Raw genomic sequence first — 15,265 nt, forward strand, 5'->3', positions numbered from 1 at the left:
CGGCAAGGCGACGCCTGGCGCCGGCGCCCTCCAGTCATTTCTGCGCCAGGATCCACCTTGCCAGCGTCTTCGCATCGGCATCGCTGACCTGCGGGTTCGCCGGCATCGGGACCGGGCCCCAGGCGCCACTGCTGCCCTTCTGGATCTTTTGCACCAGGCGGGCTTCGGCGCCGGCGTCTTTTTCGTACTTCGCGGCGACATCCTTGTAGGAAGGGCCGACCAGCTTGCTTCCCACCGCGTGGCAAGCCATGCAGGCCTTGGCCTTGGCCAGGTCGGCGCTGGCCTGGGCGGCGGGGGCGGCGGCAACGGCGGCGGCGAGGCTCGCGGCCAGGATCAAGGTCTTCTTCATGTGGTCTCCTGTGTGGGCTGTAGTGACGATGGGGCGTTGCCATCGGGACCGATAGTCGTGTCCAGATGTGCCCGACATGATAGCCGACAACAGAACGTTGTTGGAATCCAACAACTGGGTAGGCGTCGGTGCGGCAACGGCGCGCCATCGCTCGCGCCACCACCCTGGTCACAAATAAGAATAGGAATGATTCTTATTTGTGTTTAAAATGTTGCCGGTTCGATCTCTTTACATGACTTAACAGCTGTCAATACACGCACTTAACCAAAACGACGGATACACGATGCCTACCCCTGCACTGCACGCACCCCTGCTGCGCCGATCCCTCCTGAGCTTCGCCGTCGGCGCCCTGCCGTTCGCCGCGCACGCGAGCGTCAATGTCATACCGGCCGAGATGCCCACCGTCGTCGTCACCGCCTCCGGTTTCGAGCAGGCCATCCGCGAAGCGCCGGCTTCGATCACCGTGCTGACCCGCGAGCAGCTCGAAAAAGAACGCTTCGGCAACCTGGCCCAGGCCCTGGAAAGCGTGGAAGGGATCGATGTCGGCGCCGCCGGCGACAAAACCGGCGGCATGAACATCAGCATCCGCGGCATGCCGAGCGACTACACCCTGATCCTGATCGACGGCCGCCGACAGAACGCGGCCGGCAATGTGACCCCGAACGGCTTTGGCGGCACGTCGACCAGCTTCATGCCCCCGGTCGGCGCGATCGAGCGCATCGAGATCATCCGCGGCCCGATGTCGACCCTGTACGGTTCGGACGCGATGGGCGGCGTGGTCAACATCATCACGCGCAAGGTCGGCAGGCAGTGGAACGGCACGGTCTCGGCCGATTACACGGTGCAAGAGGAATCGTCGTTCGGCGACGTCAAGGCCGGCAAGTTCTACCTGAGCGGTCCGATCGCCAGCGAGGTACTCGGCCTGGCCCTGCGCGGCAGCGCACAGCGCCGCGACGCCGCCAACATCAGCCACGAGAACCAGGCCAGGGGCCTGACCATGGGCGCCAATCCGGTCGAATCGACCGTGCGCAATCTCGGCGCGCGGCTGGCCTTCACGCCGAACCGCTACCACGAGCTCACGCTGGACGCCGATGCAACGCGCCAGAAATACGACAACGCTAACAGCCAGCTCGGCACCCTGGGCGTGCAAGGCGGCTACGGTCCCGAACAACAATACGAGCGCGACCAGACCACGCTGGCCTACAAGGCGCGCCTGCCGTTCGGCACCTGGGACAGCAGCTATATGGTCAACAAGACCGAAACCATCGGCCGCACCATCCCGCCCGGCACGCCGGGCGCGACCGCCGGCGCCCCACGGACGCTGGAAGTCGAGAGCAAGGTGTTCGACACCAAATTGCTGGTCCCATGGGGCGACCACCTGACCACCATCGGCGCCCAGCACTGGGACGCCGAGATGGTCGACGGCGTGGCGCCGGAAGCCTTCGCCTTCATCCAGAAAGCGCTGTTCGTGGAAGACGAATGGCGATTCCACGAACGCCTGGCGCTGACGCTCGGCGCGCGCTACGACGACCACAGCATCTTTGGCGGCCAGACCAGCCCGCGCGCCTACCTGGTGTGGACCGCGTCGCCGCAATGGACGTTCAAGGGCGGCGTCAGCAAGGGCTACAAGACCCCGCGCGTGGAGCAGCTCTCGCCCGGCATCAACGGCTTCGGTGGCCAGGGGACGATTCCGCTGGTCGGCAGCCCAGGCCTGAAACCCGAGACCAGCGTGACCACCGAACTGGGCGCCTACTTCGACAACGGCGCCGGCTGGACCGCCAACGCGACGGTGTTCAACAATGACTTCAAGGACAAGATCACCAGCGGCGCGGGCCTGCTCAACTGCACGTTCCGTGGCGCGCAAAACCGTCCGGGCTGCGTCAGCTTCGGCAACTGGCCCAATGTCGACGCCTTCGGCCAGTCGACCAACGTCGACGAGGCCGTGACCCGCGGCTTCGAGCTGGCGACCCGCTTCCCGCTCGCCGCCGGCTGGGCCGCGAGCGCCAACTACACGTATACCGACAGCGAGCAAAAGAGCGGTCCGAACGAGGGCAAACCGCTGTCCGACACGCCGGAGCATTCGGTCAATGCGCGCCTGACCTGGGACATCTCGCCGCAGTGGAATTCGTGGCTGCGCGCCGAGTACCGCAGCGAGCGTTTCCGCGACCCTGGCACGTCGGCGTCGACCCGCGCCGCCAAAGCGCAGCTGGGCGACTACAAGGCCTACACCATGTTGCACCTGGGGACCAGCTACCAGGTCACGCCGACGATCTCGATCAATGCCGCGCTCTACAATTTGCTCAACAAGGACTTCATCGACTACCGCCCGTATCGCGATACGCCGAGCGCGGCGCCGACCTATACCAGTGTGTTCGTCAACAATGCGGACGGCCGCCGCCTGTGGCTGTCGATGAACGTCGATTTCTGACCCACGTCCGGCGCAAGACCGTCAGCGCTTCTTCTTGCGCGGCGTCGGGCAGGGGAAGCGCCGGCGCAGCTCGGCCAGCACGAGCGGCGCCGCGTTTTCTTTCAATTCGGCCGGCTTGCGGGACGCCTGCAGGTACCTGACCACGGCCAGGTTCAATTCTGCCGGGAGCACCGGCCTGGCCAGGCACCACTCGCGGCCGTGGGCGCCGTCCTTGATGCCGTTCAGGTAGGCGTCGACTTTCTCGCGATTGATGTGGTCGAGCTGGGTCTTCGGCTCCATGAGCCGGTGTTCGACGACTTCTTCGCCGGTCATCGCATTGAACGGGTACACATAGGGGATTGCCGCCTGCACCCAGAGCGGAAGGCAGGCCGCGATCCCGATCAAGGCGCTGGGTTTCATCGCCGCTCCTGTGTGGCAATCGGGCGTTCCATCGTGCTGCGCCGGACACGGTTGGCGCTTGCGACCGCTCAATCGTGCGCCAGGCACAGGTCGGGATCGTCGGCGAACACCTGCGCCAGCCACTGTGCGAACGCCTGCAGCCGCGGATTGGCGATGCGGCCCCGCGGGTACAGCAGCGACACCGGCATCGGCGTCGGACGCACGCCCGGCAGCACCTCCCGCAACACCCCGACACGATCGCGCACCTGGTAACGCGCCAGCTGCGCCAGGCCGAGCCCCTGCAGGGCCAGAATCAGGTTTGCCTCGGCGTCGTTGACGCCGATCCCGCCTTTCAGCGCGACCTTGCGCACGGCGTCACCCTCCTGCAGCTCCCAGTCGAAGGCCCGTGCGCTGCGGCCCGAGAAATGCACGACGCCCTCGTGTCCCGCCAGGTCGTCGATCGAGGCCGGTACGCCGCGCCGCGCCAGGTACTCGGGCGTCGCCGCGATCACGAAGCGCATCAAGCCGATGCGGCGCGCCACCAGGCTCGAATCCTCCAGGCTACCCACCCGCAGCGCGCCATCGATCCCTTCGCCGGTCAGGTCGACCAGGCGGTCGCTCATGCCGATGCTCAGCTCGATCCCTGGACAGGCGCGGCAAAATTCGCCGATGCGGGGCAGCACGATGGCGCGGCCAAGGGCGCCCGGAAGATCGATCCGCAGCCGCCCGTGCATGCGGCCCGCATCCGGCCCCAGGAAGCCGGCTTCGGCGTTCTCGATGGCAGCCAGGATGGCCGCGCACTGTTCGTAGTAGCGCTCACCGTCGGGCGTCAGCGACAGCCGGCGGGTGGTGCGCTGCAAGAGCTGGGCGCCGAGATGGCGCTCCAGGTTTTGCATGGTCGCCGTCAGCGAGGCGCGCGGCAGGTTGAGCGATTCGGCGGCCTTCGTGAAGCTGCCCGCCTCGACGATCCGCACGAAGGTCTGCATTGCCTTCACCTTGTCCATCATTGTTCACATCAGATGAATTGTATGTGAGCATTATGCCCTAATTATCTCTGCTGCAATCCTGCCTAGAATGGCGCAATCCATCCCCCATCAGGAGCGCAGCATGCCTTCATCTACCCAACATCCCCTGTCCAGCGGCATGACGCTGCTGCTGGCCGCCGCGGCCGGCATCATCGTCGCCAACCTGTACTACGCCCAGCCGCTGGTCGGCCCGATCGGGGCCGCCCTGGGCATGCCGCCGGCGGCCGCCGGCCTGGTGGTCACGCTGACCCAGATCGGCTACTGCCTTGGTCTCTTGTTCATCGTGCCGCTGGGCGACCTGCTCGAGAACCGGCGCCTGATCGTGAGCGGCCTGGCCGCCACCGGCGCCGCCCTGGCGCTGGCCGCGAGCGCCGACACGGCATGGCAGTTCCTGCTGGCGGCGCTGGCGATCGGCCTGGGCGCCGTGGTGGCGCAAGTACTGGTGCCATTCGCCGCCCACCTGGCGCCCGAGGCCACGCGCGGCCAGACCGTGGGCAAGGTCGTCAGCGGCCTGCTGCTCGGGATCATGGTGGCGCGCCCCGTTGCCAGCGTGCTGGCGGGTTTTGGCGGCTGGCAGGCGGTGTTCGGCATCGCCGCCGCCATGGTGCTGCTGCTGGCCGTGGTGCTGCATTTCACGCTGCCGCAGCGCCGCCCACGCGCTACCGAACGCTATGCAAGCCTGATTGCCTCGCTGTGGCCGGTGCTGGCCAGCACCGTCGTGCTGCGCCGCCGCGCGTTGTACCACGCCGGGCTGTTCGGCGCCTTCAGCCTGTTCTGGACCGTCGTGCCGCAAGCCTTGTCCGGCCCCGATTTCGGCCTGAGCCAGAACGGCATCGCGCTGTTCGCCCTGGTCGGCATGGCCGGCGCCGTGGCCTCGCCCATCGCCGGCCGCCTGGCCGACCGCGGCCACACGCTCGGCGCGACGGCGGTCGCCCTTGGCGTCGGCGCCCTCAGCTTCCTGCTGCCGCTCTTCGGGCCGGATGCGGCGCCCCAGTCGAAACCGCTGGCGCTCGGCCTGCTGGCCCTGGCCGCGATCGCGCTCGACGCCGCCGTCGCCGCCAACCTGGTGCTCGGCCAACGCGCCCTGTTCGCACTCGGCGCCGAGATCCGCAGCCGCCTGAACGGCCTGTACTTCGCCCTGTTCTTTGCCGGCGGCGCGCTTGGCTCGGCGCTCGGCGGCTGGATCTACGCCCGGCATGGCTGGCATGCCGCGCTGGTGACCGGCATGCTGTTGCCGGCGCTGGCCCTGCCAGCCTGGATTTTTGAGGCGGCCGAGCACGCGGCCGGCCGCCAGCGCGCATGATTCGGCGCATGCATGGCGGCGCCGGATATGATTTAATCAAGCTTCGCATTCACACAGGGACCAGCATGCAAGCCAACGACGCCACCCCGCCAGCCAGGCCGGCGGAACTCGACGAAGCCACGCTCGAATGGGTGCGCCGGGTGTTCCAGTACGCCCGCGCCGGCGACGCCGAGCCGCTTGGCGCGCTGCTGGCCCAGGGCCTGCCGCCGAACCTGCGCAACGAGCGCGGCGACAGCCTCTTGATGCTGGCCTGCTACCACGGCCATGGGGACGCCGCACGCGTGCTGCTCGAGCACGGCGCGGATCCGCAGTTGATGAATGATGCCGGACAGACGCCGCTGCACGGGGCCGCCTTCAAGGGCGACCTGGGAGTGACCGCCCTGCTGCTCGACCATGGCGCGATTGCCGACCATGCGGGACCGTCCGGCAAGACCGCGCTGATGTTCGCCGCCATGTTCAACCGGGTCGCGATCGCGCGGCTGCTGATCGAGCGCGGCGCCGACCCGTCACGGCGCGATGCCGATGGGGTCAGCGCCTTCGATGCCGCAAGCCGCATGGGCGCGCCGGATACGGCGGCGCTCCTGGCGCCGCTTACCTGAGATCAAGCTGGGGTCAGGCCTGACCCCGGCCCTTGCGTCGCAGTCCGAGCCAGGCCGCCAGCAGCCCCAGTCCGGCCAGCGCCGCGCTGGAAGGCTCCGGCACTTCACCTTGCGGCAGCTGCGCGCTCAACAGGCCGGTCGCTCCCGAGCACTGCGGGAACTGGAAGCCGCAGCCGGTCGGCTGGTCGCTATCGGCCCGAATCACTTTGAAAAGCGAACCTGTGCTCGCCATACTGAAGTCCGATTCGCCGTTGGAGGCGAACAGCGATCCGCTCAGCAGGCCATCAGGCTGGAAAGTCATCGCCAGGTCGATGTAATCGTAGTGCACCTTCGGCTCGCTGGTGTGGTGGTAATCGATCACGTTGACGCCGTCAAACGAATAACGCAGGGACAGCAGGCTGTCCTGCGTAAAATCGCAAGACCCGCCAACATGGCAGTTATTCCTGATATTAAGGTTCAGGCTGCCTTGACCGACGGCCTGCTCGGAAAAGACGAGTTCGAGATTCAGCTTGCCGGGCATCGAGCTGGACGCCTCGACTTGCTGCCAGGAGTACTTGACGCCGGCCTGGACCGGCTGGGCCAGCAATGCGGCCGCGAACAACAAAGGTGTAAAACGCAACATCGACTTGCTCCTCATGAATGCTCATCACGGATGAGCAAGAATCAGGCCCGATTGTGTCGCGCAGGCATGCTCTTGATTTTACAAGAAATTTTTTACCCGTCATCAATACGCCCGGGTTGACTGTCAAATTTTCCGACAGTCGGCAAGACGGCGTAGTCCGACAGATCGACCTCGGCGCGCGCATTTTGATGTATCCTAATTACATCTTAAAACTGGAGGACCGCATGCACTCCGCTCCCGCCACCAATTCCCCTCCCCGCCAGCCGCACCTGACCTCGGCCGACGCCCCCCTATGGCGGCTCGGTTTCCGCCCCTTCTATCTGCTGGCTGCCGCCTTCGCCGCGGTGGCGGTGCCGGCCTGGCTGCTGGCCTACCTGGGCCTGCTGCCCCGGGGGCCGGTCGACCTGCTGTGGCATACCCACGAGATGGTGTTCGGTTTTGCGGTCGCGGTGGTCGCCGGGTTTCTCCTGACCGCGGTACAGAACTGGACCGCTCTGGCGACGCCGCGCGGCCGTAGCCTGCAGGCGCTGGTGGTGCTGTGGATCGCGGGCCGCTGCGCCGCGCTCGGCGCGCCGCCGCTGCTGTACGCGCTGGTCGACGTGGCCTTCCTGTTCGCGGTGGCCGGCGTCATCCTGCGCCTGCTGCTGCGCGCGGACAATCGCCGCAACCTGCCGATCTGCGTGGTGCTCGCCCTGCTCGGCACATGCAACCTGGTGTTCCACCTCGCGCTCAATGGCGTGGTGGCGGTCTCGCCGCTGGCGCCGATCCATGGCGCGATCCTGCTGCTGGTGCTGCTGGTGGCGGTGATCGGAGGCCGCGTCGGCCCGATGTTTACCCGCAACGGCGCACCCGGCAGCCGGCCGCGCAACATCGTGCGCCTGGACCTCGCCAGCATCGCCGCGATCGCGCTGCTGGGCATATGCTGGCTGGCCGCCGCCCCCGGTTGGCTGATCCTGCTGGCAGGGATCGCCGCCAGCCTGCTCAACGCAGCGCGCCTCATCCTGTGGGATCCTCTGGCGACCCTGCGCACGCCGCTGCTGTGGTCATTCCACCTGTCGTACGCCCTGCTGGTGGCGGGCCTGGCCGCCCTTGGCCTGGCCGGTATCGGCGTCGTCAGCGGCAGCGCCGCCCTGCACCTGCTGGCGGCAGGCGCCATGACGGGCATGATCGGCGCCATGATCACCCGCACCGCGCGCGGCCATACGGGGCGCACCCTGCAGGCGGGACGTCCCGAGGTCGCGATATTCCTGCTGCTGCCGCTGGCGGTGGCCGCGCGCCTGGCCGCGAACCTGTTCGACGCCCCGGCGCGCGGTCACACGCTGGCGCTGTCGGCGGCGCTGTGGTCGCTGGCTTTCGTGGTCTACCTGCTGCGCTACGGGCCCTGGCTGGCCAGCCCACGCCTCGACGGAAAGCCGGGTTGAACGCCATGAGCGCACCGAATTATCTGCCTCTGGCCCGCTCGAGCCTGGTCGAACTGGTCGACGCCTTCTATGACGACGTCAGGCGCGACGCCCTGCTCGGGCCCGTGTTCGCCGGTGCAATCGCCGACGGCGCCTGGGCCCACCACAAGGAGCGCATGGTGTCGTTCTGGAGTACCGCCATGCTTGGCGCGCACGAGTTTCGCGGCAACGTCTACGGCAAGCACCGGGCCATGCCGCAGCTCACGCCCGCACACTTCGCGCGCTGGCTGGTCCTGTTCGAGGCCAGGGCCGGCGCGCTGTTCGCACAGGGCGACGCCGAGGCCCTGGTCGACGCGGCGCGCGGCATGGCGCGCGGCCTGCAGATCGGACTGTTCGGCCGCGCCGCCTGAGCCGGGCGGCGCGGCCGTCAGCCGGCCGGCGTGAACTTGCGCACCGATACCGGGCGCTCGAGCAGCGCCGGCAAGTCGGCCACCAGCGCCGCCATGTGCGCGCTGGCGTCGTGCAAGGCCACCGCCTCGGCGTCACGCCAATACTCGACCAGGACGAACTCGCGCGGATCGTCGTTCGAACGCTGCAGCTCGTACAGGATGCAGCCGGCTTCCGTGCGGGTGTCGAGCGTCATCGCGCGCAGGCGCCGTGCGAGCGCGTCTTCCTGGCCCGCCTTGGCGTACAGCGTCGCGATGATCGTTACTTGCTGGGTCATGGTCTTCCTTCGTGGTGAGGACGCGCCACGATCCGGATTGTCTGGCGCCGCCGATCCGGCAGTATAGGCCTTGCGCCGCCGCGCCGCTTGCCGCCTCCGGATTTTCATTCTGCCATCGGCTTCCCCTATAATCGAAGCCGCCCCCCGACGGGGCACGCTTCTATTCAGACCAAGGAATCCAATGAAAGCCCTGCCTCTTGCCGTACTGCTCCTCGTCTCCGGTGCCGCGCTCGCCGACGATGCCGCGCTCCTGAAATGCCGCGCCCTTGGCGACATCGCGACCCGCGTAGCCTGTTATGACGCGATTCCCGTCGGCGTCGCGAAACCGGCGGCGACGGCTGTCGCCGCAGCGCCGGCTGCCAGGCCCGAGGCGAACTTCGGCCTGGAGGCAGTCAAGCAGCGCGAGGCGCAGCCGAAATCGGTCCAGAGCACGATCGTCGGTAGTTTCGACGGCTGGGGCCCGGGTTCGCAGATCCGCCTGGCCAACGGCCAGGTGTGGCGCATCATCGACGGCAGCGAAGCCGTCCTGCCCCGCCGTAGCGACACCCCGGTCAGGATCGAGCGCAATATGTTCGGCACCATCTTCTTGCGCGTGGACGGCACCAACAGCACGGCCAAGGTGCGTCGCGTCCAGTAATTCAATGGCTCAGGCCAGGCTGCGCGCCATGTAGACGGCGCCGTCCGGATAGGTGAATAGTCCAGGATCGCGGGTCGCCTTCTCCGCGAAGCCGAATCCGCACCAGAAGCGCGTGCTGTCCTGGACCGAGACCAGGGCCGCATGCACCAGTTGCAGGCCCTGCCCGCGCTCCAGCATCGCCTCCACCAGTGATCGCGCCAGACCGCGGCCCAGTGCGCGCGGGTCGACGGCCAGGTCGTGCAGGTAGAGCGTGTCGGCGTCGAGCGCCACCTCGAACGGCGCTCCCAGGTCGGTCACCCGGCCCAGGCGCGACGGGTAGGCAAACAGATAGCCGCATAGGCCGTCGGCATCGCAGGCCGCCAGGCTGGTGGCCGGCGCCACCGCCAGCCGCGCGTGCACGACCGCGGCCGCCTCCTGCATCGCGGGCGGATAGCAGGCCGCCTGCACGCGCAGCACGGCATCGAGGTCCGCAAGCGCCATGGGGCGAATGGAGAGGGACATGACGAGAGGTGCAAAGGAATGCGCAAAAAACGCGCATGGTAGCACGCCATGCGCATACGCTTGACGGCGCGGGCCGCTTCCCTCATTCTATATATTCTGACAACATCGCCTCGCCAGCGCCGCCGACCGGGCCGCGCCGGGCCCTCGCAGCGCCGCCGGCCCATCCGCCGCTGGCGTCCGCGCGACCGGCATCCGACACGCCCCTAACCGACAGGAACGACCCATGAGCAGCATCGCCGCGGCGCCCGCCAGCCGCATCGAATACATCCTCAACGCCAGCTGCCCGGCCGGCACCGGCATCGTCGCCGCCGTGGCGACCTTCCTCGCCGAGCGCGATTGCTATATCTGCGCGCTGGAGCAGTTCGACGACGACTCGACGGCGCGCTTCTTCATGCGCGCGGTGTTCCGCCAGCAGGAGCATTCTCCGCCGATCGACCGGATCCGCAGCGAATTCGCCGACCTCGTCGCCGGCCGCCTCGACATGCAGTGGAAGATGTTCGACCCGCTCGACCCGGTGCGCACCGTGATCATGGTCTCGAAGACCGATCACTGCCTGGACGACCTGCTGTACCGCCGCCGCAACGGCGAACTCAATATGCAGATCACGGCCGTGGTGTCGAACCACCTCGACCTGCGTCCGATGGTCGAGCGCGAAGGCATCCGCTTCGTGTTCCTGCCCGTCACGAAAGAAAACAAGGCGCAGCAAGAGGCGCGCCTGCTCGAGATCTTCGAGGAGACCGGCTCCGAGCTGATGATCCTGGCGCGCTATATGCAGATCCTGTCGGACGAGCTGGCGCGGCGCCTGGCCGGCAAATGCATCAATATCCACCACTCCTTCCTGCCTGGCTTCAAGGGCGCCAAGCCCTACCAGCAGGCCTTCGACCGCGGCGTCAAGCTGATTGGCGCGACCGCCCACTACGCCACGCCCGACCTGGACGAGGGCCCGATCATCGAACAGGTGCTGACCCGGGTCGACCACAACTACCGGGTCGACCAGCTGACCCGCGTCGGGCGTGACAACGAATGCCTGGCGCTGGCGGCGGCGGTCAAGTTCCATATCGAGCGCCGGGTGTTTGTGGACGGCAACAAAACGGTGGTATTCCGCGGTCCCTGAACGCCGCGGCCGGCGCACGTCGATCCAACCTCAGGAATACGTGCGTCACCTAACCGTGGCGTCCACCCCGTGCGGGTAAGGTCATGGCTTCTCATAGAGGGGAATGACCATGGAACTTCACCAGCAGTATCCGGTGCGCCTACGTATCAACGGGCAAGACCGCGAATTCAATGTCGAGTCCTGGGTGACCTTGCTTGACCTGTTGCGCGAGCGCGCCGGCATGACCGGCACCAAGAAGGGCTGCGACCAGGGACAATGCGGCGCCTGCACGGTACTGGTGGATGGTAAGCGCATCAACTCCTGCCTGACCCTGGCCGTCATGCAGGACGGCAAGGAGATCACCACGGTCGAAGGCCTGGCCCAGGGCGAAGCGCTGCACCCGATCCAGCAGGCGTTCATCGAGTGCGACGCCTTCCAGTGCGGCTACTGTACCCCTGGACAGCTGTGTTCGGCCGTTGGCCTGATGAACGAAGGCCAGGCGCACACGCGCGACGACGTGCGCGAACTCATGAGCGGCAATATCTGTCGCTGCGGCGCCTATCCGCAGATCGCCGAGGCGGTCATCCAGGTCATGGACCTGCGCGCCGGCGGCAGCCCGGGCGACAAGCCGGCATTCACGACCGGGGCGGTGCTGGCATGAATCCATTCACCTTCACCCAAGCCCGGGACCTCGACGGCGTGCTGGCGGCCTTGAATGCCGGCGACGTGCGCCCGATCGCCGGGGGCACCAACCTGCTCGACCTGATGAAGGAAGGCGTGATGCGTCCTTCGCAGCTGGTCGACATCAACGGGCTCGACCTCGACCGGATCGATGCCGGCGCGGACGGCGGCCTGCTGCTGGGCGCTCTCGCGCGCAACGCCGACACGGCCTATCACCCGCTGGTTCGAGAGCGCTTTCCGCTGCTCTCGAGCGCGATCCTGGCCGGCGCCTCGCCCCAGCTGCGCAATATGGCAAGCAACGGCGGCAACCTGATGCAACGCACCCGCTGCGTCTACTTCTACGACATCGGTACGCCCTGCAACAAGCGCGAGCCCGGCACCGGCTGCCCGGCCAGGGACGGCGTCAACCGCCAGCACGCGATCCTCGGCACCAGCGAGACCTGCATCGCGACCCATCCATCGGATATGTGCGTGGCCCTGCGCGCGCTCGACGCCGTCGTGCACGTGCAGTCCAGCAGCGGCAAGCGCGACATCCCCTTCGCCGACTTCCACCGCCTGCCGGAAGACCGCCCCGAGATCGACAACACGCTGCAGCCGGGCGAGCTGATCACGCATATCAGCGTGCCGCAAGCCGACCGCTTCAGCGCCCACAGCGCCTACATCAAGGTGCGCGACCGCCTGTCGTATGCATTCGCCCTGGTGTCGGTCGCGGCGGCGCTCGACCTGGACGCCGGCGGCGCGGTCAGGGCCGCGCGCATCGCACTGGGCGGCGTCGCCCACAAACCATGGCGCGTCGAGGCGGCCGAGGAAAGGCTCGTCGGCCAGCTTGCCGGCGAAGCGGCCTTCGCCGCCGCCGCCGACGCGATCCTTCAGGGCGCGCGCGGCTACGGCCACAACGACTTCAAGCTGGACCTGGCGAGGAACGCCATCTTCCAGGCCTTGACCACCGCCGCCCGCGGCACCAACTACGCGAGCGGCGGCGAACGCAATACGCAAGGAGACCGAGCATGACCGACCTGATTCCAGAACTGCGCGCCCCGAGCGCGCCGGCCGGCACCGGCCGCGTCAAGAGCGGCATGGCCGTCTCGCGCGTCGACGGCCGCGCCAAGGTCACCGGCCAGGCCCAGTATGCGGCCGAATACTTCGCACCCGACCTGTGCTACGGCGTGGTCGTGAGCAGCACCGTGGCCAAGGGCCGCATCACCGCCATCGATACCGTCGACGCGCTTACCGCGCACGGCGTGATCTCGGTGATGACGCACGAGAACCGTCCCAAGATGCGCTCTTTCGACATTGCCTGGAAGGACATGACGGCGCCGGCCGGCTCGCCCTTCCGGCCCCTGTTCTCGGACGAGATCTTCTACAGCGGGCAGCCGGTCGCGCTGGTGATCGCCGACACCTTCGAAGCGGCGCGCTACGCGGCCTCGCTGGTGCGGGTTCACTACGACGTCGAAGAGCACGAGACCAACCACCTGCAGCGCCTGGACGAAGCCTACGAGCCGCGCAAGATGAAGGCCGGCTTCACGCCGCCCAGCTGCATCGGCGATGGCGAGAAGGCATTCGCCGCCGCGCCGGTCAAGGTCGACGCGCAGTACTACAACGGGGTCGAGCACCACAATCCGATGGAGATGTTCGCCTCGACCGTGATCTACGGCGAGGACGGCCACCTGACCATCTACGACAAGACGCAAAGCTCGCAGAACAGCCGCTGGTACGTCTCGCACGGCTTCGGCCTGTCGAAGGACAAGGTCACGGTGCGCAACCCGTACGTGGGCGGCGCCTTCGGCTCCGGCCTGCGTCCGCAGTACCAGCTGCCGCTGGCCGTGATGGGCGCCCTGCAGCTCAAGCGCTCGGTACGCGTGGTGCTGACCCGCCAGCAGATGTTCAGCTTCGGCCACCGGCCCGAGACCTGGCACCGGATCCGCCTCGGGGCCGACCGCGACGGCACGCTCAAGGCGATCTGGCACGAGGCCATCCAGGAAACCTCGCGCCTCGAGGATTACGTCGAGGTGATCGTCAACTGGTCGGGCCAGCTGTATGCCTGCCCGGACGTCAAGCTCGGCTACAAGGTGGTGGCGAGCGATCGCTTCACGCCCTTGGACATGCGCGCGCCGGGCGCCGCCCACGGCGTGCACGCGCTCGAAGTGGCAATGGACGAACTGGCCTACGCGCTCAAGATGGACCCGCTGGCCCTGCGCCTGAAGAACTATACCGACGTCGCGCCGATCGAGGACAAGCCATTCTCGACCAAGGAGCTGCGCGAATGCTATCGCCAGGGCGCCGCGCGCTTCGGCTGGGATAAACGGCCGCTGGAACCGCGCTCGATGGCCGATGGCGATGAGCTGGTCGGCTGGGGCATGGCGAGCGGAATCTGGGATTCGCTGGTGATGGTCGCGCGTGTTTCCGCGGTGATGCATGCCGATGGCCGCCTGGTGGTGAGCAGCGCGGCGTCCGACATCGGTACCGGCACCTATACCGCGATGTCGATCGTCGCGGCCGAGCAACTGGGCCTGCCGCTCGAAAAAGTGACCTTCCAGCTCGGCGACTCGACGCTGCCGATGGCGCCGATCGAAGGCGGTTCGTCGCACATGGCCACCGTCGGCTCGGGCGTGCACGGCGCCTGCGAGAAGCTGAAGACGACGCTGTTCAAGATGGCGAGCGCGATGAAGGATTCGCCCCTCGGCGGCGCGCGCATGCGCGACATCGAGTTTGGCGACGGCGCCATCTTCCACAAGACGGAGCCGGCGCGGCGGGTCGAGATCGCCAGCGTGCTGCGCGACGCCGGCAAGGACCGGGTGGAAGAGAAATTCTTCATGACGCCGCAGATGCTCAAGCAGCGCAAATACACGCGTGCGGTGCACTCGGCCGTATTCTGCGAGGTGCGGGTCAACGAGAAGCTGGGCATGGTGCGCGTGACCCGGGTGGTGAGCGCGATCGCGGCCGGGCGCATCATCAGCGCCAAGACGGCCGCCAGCCAGATCAGCGGCGGCGTGGTATGGGGCATCAGCCAGGCCCTGCATGAAGAAACCCATACCGACCACCGGTTCGGGCGCTTCATGAACCACAACTTCGCCGAATACCATGTGGCGGTCAATGCCGACATCCACGACATCGACGTCATCTTCGTGGAAGAAGACGACCGTATCGTGAGCAAGCAGCTTGGCGCCAAGGGCGTGGGCGAGATCGGCATCGTGGGGGTGGCCGCGGCGGTGTCGAATGCGATTTTCCACGCCACCGGCAAGCGCCTGCGCACCACGCCGATGACGCCGGCCAAGCTGCTGCTGGGCGACCGCGAGCTGCCGGTAGCGCCACCGGTGTAGGCGCCGGAAACCTGCGGCATAGCGCGACGCCGACGGCTCTTGCCGCCGGCGTTTTTTCATGGCGAACTGCCGTCTCGCGCCGTACTGCTCGTGCCGACCCGCGTCACGCCCATGCGACATACGTAGTCTTACGTAGTTGCGTATCAATATGTTTACTGGTACAACCTCTCCTGCGTAAGACAACGCCAGAGCGCAGCAACGCACC

16 protein-coding genes are annotated in these 15,265 nt (G+C 67.3%); 10 read left to right on the forward strand and 6 right to left on the reverse strand.

Annotation, left to right across the window (positions count from 1 at the left end; genetic code table 11):
* Window positions 1-34: 34 nt before the first annotated feature.
* Window positions 35-349, reverse strand: a complete 315-nt coding sequence (locus AC56KW_RS23850) for a c-type cytochrome (protein WP_497173111.1) — start codon at window positions 347-349, stop codon at window positions 35-37.
* Between the two features lie 283 nt (window positions 350-632).
* On the opposite strand from AC56KW_RS23850, the gene AC56KW_RS23855 reads away from it, so the two are divergent.
* Complete coding sequence (locus AC56KW_RS23855; RefSeq protein ID WP_497173112.1) at window positions 633-2,777, forward strand: TonB-dependent receptor domain-containing protein; 2,145 nt, start codon at window positions 633-635, stop codon at window positions 2,775-2,777.
* A gap of 21 nt (window positions 2,778-2,798) precedes the next feature.
* Here the strand turns inward: AC56KW_RS23855 and AC56KW_RS23860 are convergent, their stop codons facing one another.
* Both AC56KW_RS23860 and AC56KW_RS23865 read right to left on the reverse strand, forming a co-directional pair.
* On the reverse strand, window positions 2,799-3,176 hold the full coding sequence (locus AC56KW_RS23860) for a Rap1a/Tai family immunity protein (protein ID WP_497173113.1): 378 nt from the start codon (window positions 3,174-3,176) through the stop codon (window positions 2,799-2,801).
* Between the two features lie 68 nt (window positions 3,177-3,244).
* On the reverse strand, window positions 3,245-4,141 hold the full coding sequence (locus AC56KW_RS23865; protein WP_497173114.1) for a LysR family transcriptional regulator: 897 nt from the start codon (window positions 4,139-4,141) through the stop codon (window positions 3,245-3,247).
* Window positions 4,142-4,262: 121 nt separating this feature from the next.
* On the opposite strand from AC56KW_RS23865, the gene AC56KW_RS23870 reads away from it, so the two are divergent.
* On the forward strand, window positions 4,263-5,483 hold the full coding sequence (locus tag AC56KW_RS23870) for an MFS transporter (RefSeq protein WP_497173115.1): 1,221 nt from the start codon (window positions 4,263-4,265) through the stop codon (window positions 5,481-5,483).
* 65 nt (window positions 5,484-5,548) lie between these two features.
* Window positions 5,549-6,082 (forward strand): ankyrin repeat domain-containing protein, encoded by a 534-nt coding sequence (locus AC56KW_RS23875; RefSeq protein ID WP_497173116.1) that lies wholly within the window; start codon window positions 5,549-5,551, stop codon window positions 6,080-6,082.
* 13 nt (window positions 6,083-6,095) lie between these two features.
* Here the strand turns inward: AC56KW_RS23875 and AC56KW_RS23880 are convergent, their stop codons facing one another.
* Complete coding sequence (locus tag AC56KW_RS23880) at window positions 6,096-6,704, reverse strand: PEP-CTERM sorting domain-containing protein (protein ID WP_497173117.1); 609 nt, start codon at window positions 6,702-6,704, stop codon at window positions 6,096-6,098.
* Between the two features lie 224 nt (window positions 6,705-6,928).
* Here AC56KW_RS23880 and AC56KW_RS23885 point away from each other — a divergent pair, with 224 nt between their 5' ends.
* A complete protein-coding gene (locus tag AC56KW_RS23885; RefSeq protein WP_497173118.1) occupies window positions 6,929-8,125 on the forward strand; it encodes an NnrS family protein in 1,197 nt (398 codons plus the stop codon).
* Between the two features lie 5 nt (window positions 8,126-8,130).
* Window positions 8,131-8,514 (forward strand): group III truncated hemoglobin, encoded by a 384-nt coding sequence (locus tag AC56KW_RS23890; RefSeq protein ID WP_497173119.1) that lies wholly within the window; start codon window positions 8,131-8,133, stop codon window positions 8,512-8,514.
* A 17-nt stretch (window positions 8,515-8,531) separates the two neighbouring features.
* Here AC56KW_RS23890 and AC56KW_RS23895 read toward each other — a convergent pair whose 3' ends face one another.
* Complete coding sequence (locus tag AC56KW_RS23895) at window positions 8,532-8,828, reverse strand: putative quinol monooxygenase (RefSeq protein ID WP_497173120.1); 297 nt, start codon at window positions 8,826-8,828, stop codon at window positions 8,532-8,534.
* 181 nt (window positions 8,829-9,009) lie between these two features.
* Between AC56KW_RS23895 and AC56KW_RS23900 the strand changes: the two genes are divergently transcribed.
* Window positions 9,010-9,465: a hypothetical protein gene (locus AC56KW_RS23900; protein ID WP_497173121.1), complete on the forward strand. Its 456-nt coding sequence runs from the start codon at window positions 9,010-9,012 to the stop codon at window positions 9,463-9,465.
* 9 nt (window positions 9,466-9,474) lie between these two features.
* Here the strand turns inward: AC56KW_RS23900 and AC56KW_RS23905 are convergent, their stop codons facing one another.
* The gene (locus AC56KW_RS23905; protein ID WP_497173122.1) at window positions 9,475-9,966 is read right to left on the reverse strand and encodes a GNAT family N-acetyltransferase; all 492 of its coding nucleotides are present in this window, start codon (window positions 9,964-9,966) and stop codon (window positions 9,475-9,477) included.
* A gap of 223 nt (window positions 9,967-10,189) precedes the next feature.
* Here AC56KW_RS23905 and purU point away from each other — a divergent pair, with 223 nt between their 5' ends.
* The 4 genes from purU to AC56KW_RS23925 all read left to right on the forward strand — a co-directional run bounded on the left by purU (window position 10,190) and on the right by AC56KW_RS23925 (window position 15,060).
* Complete coding sequence (gene purU, locus AC56KW_RS23910) at window positions 10,190-11,080, forward strand: formyltetrahydrofolate deformylase (RefSeq protein WP_497173123.1); 891 nt, start codon at window positions 10,190-10,192, stop codon at window positions 11,078-11,080.
* 109 nt (window positions 11,081-11,189) lie between these two features.
* Window positions 11,190-11,720 (forward strand): (2Fe-2S)-binding protein, encoded by a 531-nt coding sequence (locus AC56KW_RS23915; protein ID WP_497173124.1) that lies wholly within the window; start codon window positions 11,190-11,192, stop codon window positions 11,718-11,720.
* Window positions 11,717-12,751 carry an FAD binding domain-containing protein gene (locus AC56KW_RS23920; protein WP_497173125.1) on the forward strand — a complete coding sequence of 345 codons (1,035 nt, stop codon included), beginning with the start codon at window positions 11,717-11,719 and terminating at the stop codon, window positions 12,749-12,751. Before AC56KW_RS23915 ends, AC56KW_RS23920 begins: the two co-directional genes overlap by 4 nt.
* Window positions 12,748-15,060 carry a xanthine dehydrogenase family protein molybdopterin-binding subunit gene (locus tag AC56KW_RS23925; protein WP_497173126.1) on the forward strand — a complete coding sequence of 771 codons (2,313 nt, stop codon included), beginning with the start codon at window positions 12,748-12,750 and terminating at the stop codon, window positions 15,058-15,060. Before AC56KW_RS23920 ends, AC56KW_RS23925 begins: the two co-directional genes overlap by 4 nt.
* The last annotated feature ends 205 nt before the right edge of the window (window positions 15,061-15,265 follow it).

Source organism: Telluria sp. RT2P19, assembly GCF_059685725.1.

Excerpts from the sequence above, each read along its gene's own strand:
- AC56KW_RS23850 (WP_497173111.1), bottom strand. The coding sequence starts at position 349 with ATGAAGAAGACCTTGATCCTGGCCGCGAGCCTCGCCGCCGCCGTTGCC.
- AC56KW_RS23855 (WP_497173112.1), top strand. The coding sequence starts at position 633 with ATGCCTACCCCTGCACTGCACGCACCCCTGCTGCGCCGATCCCTCCTG.
- AC56KW_RS23860 (WP_497173113.1), bottom strand. The coding sequence starts at position 3,176 with ATGAAACCCAGCGCCTTGATCGGGATCGCGGCCTGCCTTCCGCTCTGG.
- AC56KW_RS23865 (WP_497173114.1), bottom strand. The coding sequence starts at position 4,141 with ATGCAGACCTTCGTGCGGATCGTCGAGGCGGGCAGCTTCACGAAGGCC.
- AC56KW_RS23870 (WP_497173115.1), top strand. The coding sequence starts at position 4,263 with ATGCCTTCATCTACCCAACATCCCCTGTCCAGCGGCATGACGCTGCTG.
- AC56KW_RS23875 (WP_497173116.1), top strand. The coding sequence starts at position 5,549 with ATGCAAGCCAACGACGCCACCCCGCCAGCCAGGCCGGCGGAACTCGAC.
- AC56KW_RS23880 (WP_497173117.1), bottom strand. The coding sequence starts at position 6,704 with ATGTTGCGTTTTACACCTTTGTTGTTCGCGGCCGCATTGCTGGCCCAG.
- AC56KW_RS23885 (WP_497173118.1), top strand. The coding sequence starts at position 6,929 with ATGCACTCCGCTCCCGCCACCAATTCCCCTCCCCGCCAGCCGCACCTG.
- AC56KW_RS23890 (WP_497173119.1), top strand. The coding sequence starts at position 8,131 with ATGAGCGCACCGAATTATCTGCCTCTGGCCCGCTCGAGCCTGGTCGAA.
- AC56KW_RS23895 (WP_497173120.1), bottom strand. The coding sequence starts at position 8,828 with ATGACCCAGCAAGTAACGATCATCGCGACGCTGTACGCCAAGGCGGGC.
- AC56KW_RS23900 (WP_497173121.1), top strand. The coding sequence starts at position 9,010 with ATGAAAGCCCTGCCTCTTGCCGTACTGCTCCTCGTCTCCGGTGCCGCG.
- AC56KW_RS23905 (WP_497173122.1), bottom strand. The coding sequence starts at position 9,966 with ATGTCCCTCTCCATTCGCCCCATGGCGCTTGCGGACCTCGATGCCGTG.
- purU (WP_497173123.1), top strand. The coding sequence starts at position 10,190 with ATGAGCAGCATCGCCGCGGCGCCCGCCAGCCGCATCGAATACATCCTC.
- AC56KW_RS23915 (WP_497173124.1), top strand. The coding sequence starts at position 11,190 with ATGGAACTTCACCAGCAGTATCCGGTGCGCCTACGTATCAACGGGCAA.
- AC56KW_RS23920 (WP_497173125.1), top strand. The coding sequence starts at position 11,717 with ATGAATCCATTCACCTTCACCCAAGCCCGGGACCTCGACGGCGTGCTG.
- AC56KW_RS23925 (WP_497173126.1), top strand. The coding sequence starts at position 12,748 with ATGACCGACCTGATTCCAGAACTGCGCGCCCCGAGCGCGCCGGCCGGC.